At 54.9% G+C, this 13,483-nt stretch carries 7 protein-coding genes; 3 read left to right on the top strand and 4 right to left on the bottom strand.

Annotation, left to right across the window (positions count from 1 at the left end; all coding sequences use genetic code 11):
* Positions 1-157: 157 nt before the first annotated feature.
* On the top strand, positions 158-634 hold the full coding sequence (locus DL240_RS17435; protein ID WP_111731182.1) for a nucleoside deaminase: 477 nt from the start codon (positions 158-160) through the stop codon (positions 632-634).
* A 547-nt stretch (positions 635-1,181) separates the two neighbouring features.
* On the opposite strand, the gene DL240_RS17430 is transcribed toward DL240_RS17435, so the two are convergent.
* Entirely contained in the window at positions 1,182-1,982 is an 801-nt protein-coding gene (locus DL240_RS17430) for a hypothetical protein (RefSeq protein ID WP_111731181.1), read from the bottom strand.
* Positions 1,983-2,421: 439 nt separating this feature from the next.
* Here DL240_RS17430 and DL240_RS17425 point away from each other — a divergent pair, with 439 nt between their 5' ends.
* Together DL240_RS17425 and DL240_RS19775 are read left to right on the top strand one after the other, a co-directional pair.
* The gene (locus tag DL240_RS17425; protein ID WP_158542711.1) at positions 2,422-2,724 is read left to right on the top strand and encodes an integrase core domain-containing protein; all 303 of its coding nucleotides are present in this window, start codon (positions 2,422-2,424) and stop codon (positions 2,722-2,724) included.
* On the top strand, positions 2,721-2,969 hold the full coding sequence (locus tag DL240_RS19775) for a hypothetical protein (RefSeq protein WP_146618386.1): 249 nt from the start codon (positions 2,721-2,723) through the stop codon (positions 2,967-2,969). The genes DL240_RS17425 and DL240_RS19775 overlap by 4 nt, the downstream gene beginning before the upstream one ends.
* 159 nt (positions 2,970-3,128) lie before the next feature.
* On the opposite strand, the gene DL240_RS20110 is transcribed toward DL240_RS19775, so the two are convergent.
* Genes DL240_RS20110 through DL240_RS17415 form a run of 3 tightly spaced genes read right to left on the bottom strand, consistent with a single transcriptional unit; the run spans position 3,129 to position 13,385 of the window.
* Positions 3,129-3,344 carry a hypothetical protein gene (locus tag DL240_RS20110; protein ID WP_158542709.1) on the bottom strand — a complete coding sequence of 72 codons (216 nt, stop codon included), beginning with the start codon at positions 3,342-3,344 and terminating at the stop codon, positions 3,129-3,131.
* Positions 3,345-3,347: 3 nt separating this feature from the next.
* Positions 3,348-4,508: a polymorphic toxin-type HINT domain-containing protein gene (locus tag DL240_RS17420; protein WP_111731179.1), complete on the bottom strand. Its 1,161-nt coding sequence runs from the start codon at positions 4,506-4,508 to the stop codon at positions 3,348-3,350.
* A gap of 42 nt (positions 4,509-4,550) precedes the next feature.
* Positions 4,551-13,385, bottom strand: a complete 8,835-nt coding sequence (locus tag DL240_RS17415) for an RHS repeat-associated core domain-containing protein (protein ID WP_146618385.1) — start codon at positions 13,383-13,385, stop codon at positions 4,551-4,553.
* Between the last annotated feature and the right edge of the window lie 98 nt (positions 13,386-13,483).

Below are 13,483 nucleotides of genomic sequence, written 5' to 3'. Positions count from 1 at the left end.
GCACAAACAAGTGGCGAGCCCTTCGGGCTCGCCACTTTTTTTGTTCGGCTGGGCGCCTCACCAGCCCTCCGGGCGCCCGACTGGCAAACACCCCTCAGAACGCTGTAACTTACGCGGCCGAGAGCCCCCTCCCCACTCCCATCTCCGGAGCCCCCCCATGATCACCGACCAGGACCGCCACCACCTCACCCGCTGCGTTGAACTGGCCACCGAGGCCCTCAACGAAGGCGATGCCCCCTTCGGCTCATTGCTCGTGCACGAAGGAAAGGTGCTCCGGGAGGCCCGCAACCGCATCCACACCCGCGACGACGCCACCCAACACCCCGAGTTCGAGATCGCCCGCTGGGCCGCCGCCCACCTCACCCCCGAGCAGCGCGCTCAGGCGGTGGTCTACACCTCTGGCGAGCACTGCCCGATGTGCGCCGCCGCCCACGGCTGGGTGGGGCTGGGCCGCATCGTCTACGCCAGCTCCACCGGCCAGCTCGTGCAGTGGCTCGACGAGCTCGGCGCCCCCGAGAGCCCCCTGCACCCCCTCCCGATCACCGAGGTGATCAAAGACGCCCGGGTCGAAGGCCCCGTCGAGGGGCTCGACGCACAGGTCCGCGCGCTCCACGCTCGCCGCCACCGGGGATAAGCCCCGGCGTACCACCCAACACGAGCGCCTCCAGGGCGGCGCCTGGCAAGGAGCCAGGGCTGAAGCTGTAGCAACGCTACTGCGAATCCCTGACGACGCCGCTGGCGGCGGCCTGGGGCGCTCGGCACCCGAGCGCATTCAGGGCGGCGCCTGGCAAGGAGCCAGGGCTGAAGCTGTAGCAACGCTACTGCCACGACGCAGCGACGATGCCAGCGTCGGCCTGGGGCGCTCGGCAACAGAACGGCTACTCAGCCCCCTTACCTCCCCTTCTGTTTGCAACAGAACCGCTACTCAGACCCCTTACCTATCGTTCTGTTAACGACAGAACGGCTACTCAGCCCCCTTACCTATCGTTCTGTTAACGACAGAACGGCTACTCAGGCCCCTTACCTCCCCTTCTGTTCGCAACAGAACGGCGACTCAGACCCCTTACCTCCTCTTCTGTTTGCAACAGAAGCGCGACTCAGCCGCTTGAGCTCTACAACTGCCCACAAAAAACCCTCCGAGCGCCTCGGAGGGTTTCAGTCAAGCTCACATCATCGTCGCCTTACTCACCCGAGGGCTCGACGACCGGCGTCGGCTGAACCGGCGGCGCGTCATTCACCACGACCTCCCCGGCATCCGGGGCGTCGGCATCGGATCCCGTACCACCACCGGGGCGGCCCGTGCTTCGATACATGGAGTTGAGCGGCAACATCAGCTGCCGCAGGCTCTCATTCTCATTGAGCGAGAGCGCCCCCTCCACAAACTGCCTGGCGGCGACATAGGCGCGGCGAGCCTCGTCGCGGGCCGCGAAGAGCTTCTGCATGGCGAGCACCGCGTCGGAGTTCTCGGCGTTGGCGGCCTTGCGGGCCTGCACGAACCCGTCGTAGGCCGCCTGCGCATCGACCACCACGGCGTGGTCTGCGCCCAGGGCGTCGTTGGCGTAGGTCAGCGCCCCCTCCATCACCGCCCGCGAGCGATCCAACCCCAGGGCCCGAAAGCCCGATGGCGGAAGCGCCATCCCCCGATCGAGCCGCTCCTTCAAGAGCGTCGCATTCACCGTCACGTCGGCCACCGCCAGATAATAGTTCGACTGCGCCGTGGCATAGAGACGCTCGTACGCCCCATCCATCGCCACATCGGCCTGCGACACCGCCTCGGCCGCCCGCGCCGCCTCCTCGCTCTCGGCCAGCGCCTCGCCCACCGCCGCGCTGTAGGGCAAAAGCGCCTCCTCCAGCAGATCCGCGGCCAGCACCAGCGCCTGCTGCCCGCGTGTATGCGCGGTCTTGGGCGCCATCGCGCGAACCTGATCCGCAGCCCGCTCCATCCACGCCTTCAACGTCAGATCAAAATGGGTCTCAGACATCGCATAACTCCTTGTTCAGAAGCTCCGCCCATCCCCCGAGCGCGCCACGCAAGCCTCGCTGCACCATTGCAGACGTCCGCTCGCCACGCGCCGGATTACCAGCGGCGGTGTCTCCCCCCCGGGGGAGACGCTATGTTTACGAATGCGATGGTTTTGCCACGAAGGGGGGTGGGGGTACAAGGGGTGGGGCTTCCCCGTCGTAGGGGCGGGTTTTGTGCCCGACCCGTGCTCCGAGTGCAGCTGGTCGACGTGGGGGGATGGACGCAACGAGCCTGTATTGCGAGCAGGACGGCTGGATTGGCGTGATAGCTATGATTGACTGCTGCGCCCGGGAAATTGTTGGCATCGACGTCGCTCGCCATGGAGGCGCAGCGAGCTTTGGAGAGCGCCTGCTTGAAACGTTTCGGCCATTATCTACCCTGACGGCGAATCGCGGCCGGTGCTGCGTAGCGACAATGGCAACGTGTTCACGTCGAAGTCTTTCATCGGGAGTTGCAAGCAGTACGGTCTGACCCAGGAATTCATCACACTCTATACGCCGCAGCAGAACGGGCTGATTGAACGCTTCTTCCGCTCGCTCAAGGAGGAGTGCATCTGGATGACAAACTTCAAGACCTTTGCGCAGGCCCGAGACGCGATTGAGAGCTGTGGCGAGTTCCACAACACCGAGAGGCCTCACCAAGTGTTCGGGTATAAATCACCGGCGGAGTATGGTGCTCAGTTTGGTGAGTTGGTTGCTTGAATTATGGGGGGCACTACAGCTACGACATTGCCCTCTACCTCATCGGCGATTGTGGCGATGAGCGTGCCAGCTGCCAGGCTGGCTCCGACCTGCCCGGCGAAGGCGCGGAAAGCGTGACGTTCACAGCCACCGAAGCCGGCGCTTACCTACGACCTGGTGACGGATACCTCGACGGCAGGCGTCAGCGGTCAGTTCGAGATCACCGCGACGATGAACTGAGGTGGGTGCCCTCCCCTGCCGCATGAAGGCGTGTGGTGGGGGAGTGTTTGGTAGAGAAGGCGTGTGGTCGAAAGGAGTGTTGGCGTTTGGTGTGAAAAGACTGCGAGTGCCTGTGGACGTTTGGAAAATCTGTGAGTAACAGCGGTCTATTGAAGTAAAAAAGCCTCACCAAAACAGTACACAACCTATTCAACACCTCGACCGTTCGGATAGTATTTGGCGCTTTGCCAAAAGTAGTAAACCCCAGGCTCTACCAACTCATTAAGCCGGGCCGTCTCCTTTTCAGCATTTTCTGCGGTTGGCAAAACCTCTTTTATTGTCACCTTATGTTCCAATGATTTTGACTTTAGGTAGTTATCTATTCGAAAAACAACATAAACGTGAATCCAGTCAGCTTGCATGTTCTACCTCGCACCGCCGGCGGTAAGGGTGCCCATAAGCTCCCCGGTTGATGGGTTAAACACGTTTCCAGTTAGATCGAAGACAACATTGTCATCTCCATTGAACCCGTCAGAGTTCTTAATCTTATGAAGCCGATCACTTGCGACGTTCGGATCAATGCCATTGTGTTTTTCTAATCGATTGAATACGTCATCAACGTCGTCTGTCAATCTCGCATTCTTCGGCAAGTTGTTAACTTCCCGAACTCGGTCGACGCACACATTATGCACCAACACCCCGGGACTTCCCCGCGGCGAGCTCACATAGTAGTTGTGGGCATCCTCGACCTCAAAATTAAAAACCTCGAAGCCACCCTGGCGCCGCTCCGAGCCCACCACACGGGCCAGGCTCCCGTCGGTGGTGCGCAGCACCGTCCCGGCATCGAGCTCGCCCATGGGCACATAATCCCCCCGAGCCGGCACGAAGAAGGGATGCTCCGGGGTGCCCGAGATGGTATCCGCCGCTCCCTCCGCGGCGTAAACGACGTCTAGGTCGACGACCTCGTAGGCTTGTCGCTCAAAGGTGTCCACCACGCGATGCATGGTCTTGCCCGTAAAGCGAATCTCGAGCCGTCCGGCCTCACGACGAGCTTCAAAGACCCGCCCCAGAAAGGCGAACTCTTCCCCCGGTCCGACCTGAGCGAGAAGCTCGTGACGCGCATCTTCCCCGACAACATACACCACGTCATTCGCGGTCGGCTCGCCAGCGGCCGACTTCGGATCCCAGGTGGCCCCGGCCTTTAGCAGCGATTGTTTGTCGGCCAGAAACGCCGTCGTGAATGCTTCCCCACCGCGCTCCCGCTGAAAAAGTTGCCCGCCGACAAAATACTCTCGGACAGAAGACTGGCCCTCCGCAGACTCGACGGAACCCACCTTCCACGTGAGCGTCCGAGAATCGAAGTACCAGCCTTCATCACCAGAAAGCTCCCCCTCGGCAATCCCCTCCCCCAGACTCGACAACTCCCCCTCGAATTCGAGACTGCCGGTACCGACTTCGGCGGACGAATGGTCAAAGCCGGCACCGCAACTTCCCAGAAACGTCACAAAAACTGCGAGAAAAAGTAGCCGAAACTTATACACACCAGAACCAGCACTCGAAACGTTCATCTCTCTCACCTCACCCATCTACAGCAACCCCATTCAATTTCGACACATCAAATACTGACATCAATGAACGTTTGGCTGTGGATGCTTCAGACCGAATCTTTGATGAAACTCGTTTCTCAAATCCGGCCAACTCATAAGCGACCAATGATGACTCGCCATTGACACACCCCGAAGAAATGGAAACTCCAGATAAACCTCCTCTTCGACGGTTGGTTCTATAGTGGACGCCTCCGCTGGCAGATCTACCTCTTTCCAACGATGTTCTTGCGCCTCCCCTTTGGCCCCGATAACAACGGTACCCACGTCCACATCTTCAATGGGTATCGTCCCGGACGCCGCCAACACACCGGTACCACCAACAAAGCAAAGTTTCTTGCGATCGTCTAATTGAGACAACATCTTCGCACCATGCCTTCCGCCTTTCGTCCCCTGCCGAGCGGTAAGCCTAGAAAGCGCCCGTATCCCGGCCTTCCCGGCTATCCCGGCTACTTTACCAAAGGGGATCAGCCCCATCGCGATGCCCAGAGCCGCCTCCCCGCGGTTCACATTCTGTTGGGTAATCGGGTCGTATCCCAAAACCACCTCAGCAGCACTCTTAGCACTCCCCACCACAGGGATCACATCAACCACAGCTGAGAGACCTGCAAGTATATCAGCTGCATTGGGCCAATCATCATCATTGCCATTCTTCTTCGGCGGCTTTGGTGGCTTTGGTGGCTTCGGTCGCTTGGACTCGTCCTCCTCATCCTTCTTACCTTTGCCTTCCGACTGCTCCAGATGACGCTCAGAGCTAAGGCCCGTCGGATCCCAACGATTTACCGGATCAAATGCCGCATACGCATACGGATTAAAGGAATCCACGTACCACAGGGGATCGGAACTCATAAACTCACCCAGCAATGTCGAGTACCAACGCGCACCAAAGCGGTAGAGCCCGGAAGCATCCGAACGCCAGGCTCCCGTATACCCAAGCCCGCCAAACGTCGACAGAGAGCAATTCGCACTCAAATCATCAATCTCGTTACAGATAACCTGGTCCGCGCCGTTGATAACGAGAACGCGTCCAAACGTATCGTACTGGCGATACTCCAACATCTCCATTGCTTCCGAATCCCACACACCGACAATGGAGTTTCGCTCATCGACAAGAGGAATAAGAGCCTTACCATCTGACCGAATCATGCCCAGGTAAGCATTCTGCTCCTGACTACGCACAAAGAAGTCATATTCATCCAAATGCACACGGTGTTGAAGGTACACACCATTTCCCATTCGAATATGATGCACCACCGAACCGTCTTGATGCACATTGGCCACGTGATCTCCAGAAGCGTCATAAATATGAACTTCCTCAAAATCGTTCGTTCCAATGAGCTGACCTAAACTATCATAAGCAATAAGACCTACATCCTGATGGGGCAAATCGATGACTCTTCCCGAAGCATCGCGATCAATGACCGCGCCAAACTCCGGTGCATTGATATCCACGAGCTGCCCATGACCGAAGCGCTTAAAATTCACACTATCGCCGGACGGGTTTCGCACCAGCTTATTAAGACTTCCCATCGCTGAATCGCGAAGGAACGAGTGAGAAGCGCCCACGCTAAGCGGCGAGGTTGAAGACTGAACATAAAAATCATGCGCATCAATACGATGACGGCCATCATAGCTATACTCATGAAATGAGAAGTCACTCCCATCACGTATCATCCCATTCGGGAAACCGTACGTGGTAAGCGCGCTTTCCAATGCCCCTGAGTTGGAATAGGTCAAATCCATCTCCAAGAGCGGCAATCCACAGAGATCGGGATCCCATCCATAACCATGGATATGTTGACCGCAGTACTCGTCGGCCCTTCCGGAATTGACCGGCTGACCGTTGACGAGTGTGAGCGCACTGTATTCCTTATGTGTCAGGTCATAAAAGTCATTATAACCTCGCGTTTCCGTCATATTGTTTCCGTAATGCGCCGCGAGCGCCTGGCCCAACCAAAACGATTCCCCCTTAACATCACTGTTAGATGTCGTTCGGTACGCCGACGAAAAAATCTCCCGCCCCCTTCCATCGAACTCCCGGAATACCTCAAAGTCCGAATTTACATAAGTCGCGACCTCAACGGAGGTAGGATAGTAGCCATAATAGTGATCGGCTACATACGTTTCCCCGCCCACATCCAAGCTTTCGCTTATGACGTTACCCAAAACATCATACTCGTACCCCCTGACCACACTAAAATCTTTCTCCGTGAGCACCCCGTTAACATTCTCGATGTATGCCGCATCCTGATGGGAACTTAGCGGGCTGGTCGACATCATCGAAGAAATGCGTCCCAGGGAATCAAAATCAAAGGTACGCAGTATGTCGATATCGTTAGAGACCGACTCGATATCCCCCCGGGCATCATAACTAAAGTAAACCGCGTCGTCGATACGGTCGCGCTTGGCGGTGATACGATCCAGGTCATCGTAGAGCATCCACTCATAGGGAGCCCCACCGCCATTCGGCAAAACGCTCGTCGCGATGGATGCGATCTTTCGCCCGAATGTATCGTACGTCACATCTGTGACCCCCCCCTCGGGGTCAATAATTTCCGACGGACGATCATAGTCGTCGTAGGAATATAGCGCACAGTTCGTCGAAGCGTCCAACGCGTCCACTGCGCATGACTCCAGCACGTTACCGACAAAATCGAGGCTTCTATAGCTCTCTCGCCCACGCGAGTCTTTTACTCTTAGCGCCCTTCCCAAAACGTCGCGTTGTACCGTGGAAGAGCGCAAAGACCCGCTGGCGCCTGTCGCCGTCTCCACCAAGGGCTTTCCATAGCTATCCAATGTTGACTCTTTCGAGATCACTGCCGGATCTTGGCTCAACTGCAGTCCGGGCGTCGGCCACTCGATACCAAATGCGTACCTCATCGCTTGATATCCATCTCGGACTCCTACCGACGAATGCGAGTCCCCGACTCCAGTCCAGAGGTTGGAGCCATCATACGTGCCGGTAAACCATTGATCGCTTTCTCCCGTGGTGCGAATACCATAAGGACGCCCATCAGGAAGACGAAGAACCTGACGCTCTAGGAGACCATCCTTAAGTTCTTGAACAAGCTCACCAAAACCATTGTAACTCAAGCGTGATTCACTCGTGAGATTATCGCTCCCGTATATATTGCCGGCAAAAGCCCTCTCTACTAATTCACCTTTATAGGAATACTTCATATCCCAGATACTGCCCCGTGGGTCCTGATAGGTAATGAGGTTTCCGGCAGAATCGTATGAGTAAAGCTCCCACTCAGACGTACCGTCATATCCCGTTACCCCCTGGTACACTGGATTCTGGTTAAGATCATACTCAGTTGTGAACACCTTTCCGGAAATTCGACCATTATAGGAAGTTGCAGAGTACTCCTCGAATGACACAACAGATCCCAGACTGTTGTAAAGATAGGCCGATACCAGCCCGCCCCTTTCTTCACTGGCAAGGCGCCCCTCCCCGGTGTACGAAAAACGGGAAAGTCTACAGTCTTCATAGGCATATAAATCTACGCCTGCCACCATAGACTCATCCACCACCGTTTCTGGCAAGCCATCGAACACCACATCGCATCCACCACTTACCCGCGCCTCGCCTTCCAGCAAAGGCTTTCCATAGAGATCCACGACCCTTCGTCGATCGGAGAGAGGGCTATTCGGCCCGTATTCAATCACCGCGCGACGAACCTCCGAGCCATTAGGCGTGTAGGCAATCGCGGTGATCGCCTTCGAAGGATGCGACACAGCTACGGGATATCGATCACCATTATATGATATGGTCACCACACCTTCAGGACGATACTCTTTAACGACATCTCCCTTAAGGTCATATCTGTAGCTTTTATGAGATGTTCTCCCGGTACCATTAAGCACCTTTTGCAAAACACTCTTTTTCACACCGAGATTTAAGAGCGTTGAATACCCCGTTCCTTCCGAACACCCCTGCGGCAATATGAATGCGAAGGGGCCCTGAAGACTTCCACACCGACGGGACTCCAGCTCTGCATCCAGCGTAGTTTCATAATCGTCGTTACTCCAATTTGTGTACTCCGTACGCCCCCTCAGGCCTCGGCTCTGCGCGTGGCTGTCAAACACACTAATATCCGGCTCGCCAGCGCCCGCACCAAATTCGCCTTTGGGGTAGTAGTAGTGCTGTATCACTTGTCCAGAGTCTTTCTCTTCACGGATAAGCTTACCAAACTCTGACCAGGCATACTTGGTTTCACGGGCCTGTTCGCCGGACACCACTCCTGCTACGGGATATATCGTTCTGCGCACCGGAAGTCCGAGTAACGTATCCCCTATACCTCCCTCAACATTATCTCCGTTTAGATCTCCTTCCCCTAAGGACACCGTAAATTGTGTTGTTCGTAAGTAATCAGCTTGGGATAAGTCGCCTCTGATCTCAAGATCGGAACTCAATTCATATCCCACCACAATCTCTTCCGACGTAGTGGGATCCACTTCGATGACTGCCTGATGTCCGAAGTCCCAACCCCAGGCAATCAGACCCATCATGTAATTGGCCAGCGCAGAACTGTTCCCCTGGCCATCCACGAGCCCTGCCTCCTGATAGTCGTAATCTACGGCCTCTTGGTGGGCGAGTATCCACTCATCGGTATCCGTAACCGCATATTCATTCATTGAGCTAACTTGATTAAAAAGCGGCTCATATTCGAACTGAACTCGACGCTCTTTAACATGCGCCAGAGTTCCGCCACCCATCTCCAAGGCAGCCGGAGATTCAAGCACTATTTGAACCTCTTTGACATTATTTCTTCGCGTCCAGTATCCCGGCTCTACGACATGAGGCGGTATATGATAGTCCACCGGAAGATAGAACACATTACCGTCTTGATCTTCTCCCTGCACTACCCCGGGCACCACGTCCTCGTCCACCCAGTCGTTATCATAATGATATAACGTATACCCATACTGAAGAGTTTCATCATGAAGTTCAGATTCGTAAATCAGATTACCGTCTGAGTTATACTTATTCCTGATGGCTACGTATGACTGATCTTGATTCACATTTCGCGGGGTAGTTTCGAGAACAACCTGTCCCCGATAATTCAACCCCCGCACTGTTTCAATGCCATCGCGGTTCACGGTCTTCACCCATTCGCATACGCGATTTACGTCCTCCCCCACTCGCTCTCTAGATCCTTGAGTATAAAATGACGAGTAACCGGGAAAGGGAACAAAGGGGAAACCGTCGCCGATGCTAGGATTCATTTCAACATGAGCAACAAGTCCGTTATGCGTGGGATCTCCCACGTTCTTTGCCGCAATCGTCGAGCACGGGATCGCCGTGATCGTGATTTCACCAGCATGGGCAGGATCACGTTCGTGGTATTTAAAGGGATTGGCGCCGGGCAACGCCATCCAAAATGGCGAGGAATGGGCGATACTACAGCGTTGTGATTGATGCTCAAATGTTTCCGAATTGCATGTCGTAAAGGGAACAGGATCTTCATGAATGAGGAGTTCCGTCATGCATGCAGGATCGGTACTGGTGGTGCAGAAGGTTTGATCAACCAGGGTTTCCTGAACAATATCCCCAAAGAACTGCGTCACAGCGGGATGGGACAACATCTGATTATCGAGTCCCGAATAGTATTCAAATCCGTATGAGGGAAAACCCGTCACCCAGTTACTGGGAGGCGCCGAAACATATACTCCGCCGAACTTTTGTTCGATAACGCGATCAAAATTTCTGTGAAAAAAATCCGTTTCATAAGAGTTTTCGATCGCTACATGCCCCGTATCGACAACCCGAATGATGTTATCAGCAAGGCCAGCCAGATAATTTTGAGCTGACCTTTCTCTTAAAAAGCAGGGATTTCCGGGGGTTGTAGAAGACGTTCCTCCGCCACCACCAATCGAGCCAACGGAGCATGTATCTTGTGACACCGCATTTTGCACCTGACCAGCGTACGTCGGCGTCATTGTACACCCACGTATGCTGCTATAATAATTTCCGTATACGGCGCGAACGTCCTCGAGTTCGGTCGCAGTCCAGAACGTGCTTTGGTCACTCCAGGGATATTTGTACTCCAGGGTACGTTCGGTATTTCCCGGGAGCTCGGTGTCGGCACGGAATGCACCCGTCAAATACATATCGGCCAGTCGCGCCGGATACTCTGAACTATCCGGCCGATTGTATTCGAACTCCAGCCTGGTTCCCTTCGGCCCGGAAACCGCCTTCAGCAATCCATAACGAAAGAGATTCTCAACATTAGTATTACTGCTTGGTGGCAGAGATTCCTCGTATTCGAAAGTCAACTCTCGGCCGTGATCGTCCCGAACTCGCGTGGGTCGCATCATATGCGTTCCCTGCACCGATTCCGGGATGAAGCTGATCATACGGAGACGCTCACCGTATTCAACTGCCTGCGCCAGATTATGAACCATAGGATAACAAGACTTACGAGGGGCTGCTCTGTTACCGAATGATCCACAAGGCAATTCTGGTGTATCGATAACGGGTACATTTTCTCCTCCCACAACAACGGTAGCCGGCACGCCGTCCGGACTTACGTCGAGCTCAGCCAAATCTCCCAGAGAATACGCGAGCCAATCACAAAAACGATGGTCGTAGTTTTCCTGTTGATTGATCTCTTCGCGATCCCGCGCGTTGCAATACGTATGGTAAAGCGCGCCGAGGGGGGTGAACTCATATTCGAGAGTCACCTTGTTTTTAAATCGATCTTCAATCGATTCGAGATAACCGTACTTTCCAAAGGTACGGATGGTGCCGTCACTTGTCCGGTGTTTCCAGCCATCTTTAGTCGCGATCACCGTGCTGGTGTCTCCAGCCTGAGGAGTATAGATCGTCTGGGATGCCTGCCCGCGATCGCGATAGAATATCCGGGTCCCCTCCGTTCCCTCCTCATACAAAATGCAATTAGGAGAAATGAGGTTTTTCGTACAATAAGGCGCAATCCAATCCGGGGCGTTCGCTTCGGTAATGGGGACGATTCTCACGTCATAATTATGCGACCAGTTGCTCCCCATCGTTCCTCGGTAATCGGATTTGGATCGATAGGTACGCTCAAAAGTAAGATCTATCCCCTGGCCATCGAAGACAAAATCTACAATTCTATCCTCGAGCCCCCCGCTGCCCAGCAAAACGGGGTCTCCGTCCGTAGCGCGCTCGTTTCCGGGCCCTTCTCCCGTTCCGTCACCATCACCATCACCATTACCATTACCATTACCTGATCCAGCGATTTCTGTTGCATCATCTCCATCTCCACCCTCCCCCGGTGAGTTGTAGTCTGGCTCGTCATACTCCTCGAAGGCACGGATATCCATCCCCTCGTAGGAGAAATCCTTCACTTCGCCCTCTCCTTCACTTGACTCGTCACCTGACTCTCGCGGATCCGCTGCCAGCGCGTCTCTGAGTATTGATTCACGGCAATGGCCATCGTCATTACAATGAACGCATCGCACGACCCCGGGCGCCATCCTGTGACAAGCGCCATTTTCGTAACAGGCGACATCGGGTCCGGGGTTTCCGTATGCACATCCCATCACATGGTCGATCCAGAACTGGTTTGCATCATCTTCTACCTCAGGAGAAAAACATCCCGGGGCTTCTCCATCAACATAATTACAGTATTCAGGAACGGGATAGCCGTCGCATTTATCGACAGTGAGCGAGGATCCACCCAGACCAGTTGTGAGCTTACCGGAGACCCCTGACGATGTAGGGCCAAAACACCCGGCAGTATTGACGAACTCCCCGATTCCCAGGCCTCCGCATTGCGCGGGTAGCGAGCCCATCGCGCCACCAATACGCGCACAGAGCGGATCGATGCCGCTTTTGTTGGGCGCACACGAATCCTCCCCGATAAATGGAGTCGATTGAGGAGTCGGTGTCTCCATGCACCGAGCGAGGTCGACAACCGTGCATATCTGGCAGGCCACTTCTTTTTGCGGCACAGGCAGCGGAATGGGGTTCACGCCCTTATTTGAAAATTCATTGTAGGAAGGAAGGGAATGCACAGGGCGAATTGGTCGACCGCCATGTCGGGGATGCGAAGCACCCCACCCACCAAAACTCGATGGAGGAGTTTGAGTTCGATCAATGTAGGTTCCGTTTCGAAAGTTGAAGTCGATTCCGGTGTTTGGAATCGAGACCGTTTCGATAGGGAGCGTGAACATACAATCCGGCTGATCGTCGGGGCAGCCGGACGGCCCAACGGGAACAAGACCACATTCTATCCCTGTGATCCCCGGTGCGTTGCTGTTGAGCGTACAACACTCCCCCAACCCCACTCCCCGAAGGCCAGTGGTGTGCATAGTAACCCCATCTACCTGTCCATGCCCTACCCATGGCGATATGCCCGCAAGATCGGCGTGAACGTACATGAAGTTTTGTGATTCCACGCGCGTCTGGTTTGACCCGGGAACCCATGCGGCATCAAACGTGACGATGAACTCTGTGCCACTGAACCATACAGATTCATACGGTGGTTCCGGTCCGTAGTAGTCGAACTCGATCCCCGTTACGACGATATCATTAAGAAGCGCATTGGTTTCAGCAACGCCGTCGAGAAGATTAAGAGGTGCCTCATCGAATCGAACAGGAAACGCATCCCCAAGAAGTTGCGCCCCTCCTTCATCAAAATACCAATGCGTCAACAAAAAATGGTACGCGAAGGTCTCGAAAGGAATGATGGTTACCGTGCGCGTCAGCGCTTCCTCCCCCTGCGAAAGGGCTACAATCGACTCCTCCACACCAATCGTGGCAATATTTTCCGCGGGCATGGTGGGCGCCGGCGGAGTTGTTTGCTGCGCGACTGCCGACGTAGCGAGAAACGACGTAAGCAAAACAAGGAAAAAGAGAATTCGGTACGACATACAGCCCTCGGGACGGTCGAGGTTGGATTATTTTCTTATTCCTTTCAGCATTATTAAAATTTTTCACAAATGTCCATAGGTTTTAAAACGAGTCCCAG

The organism is Lujinxingia litoralis (assembly GCF_003260125.1).
GTDB classification, from domain to species: Bacteria; Myxococcota_A; Bradymonadia; order Bradymonadales; family Bradymonadaceae; genus Lujinxingia; species Lujinxingia litoralis.
The sequence above is the reverse complement of the archived record's forward strand: the minus strand, read 5'-3'. Positions and strand labels throughout refer to the sequence as shown.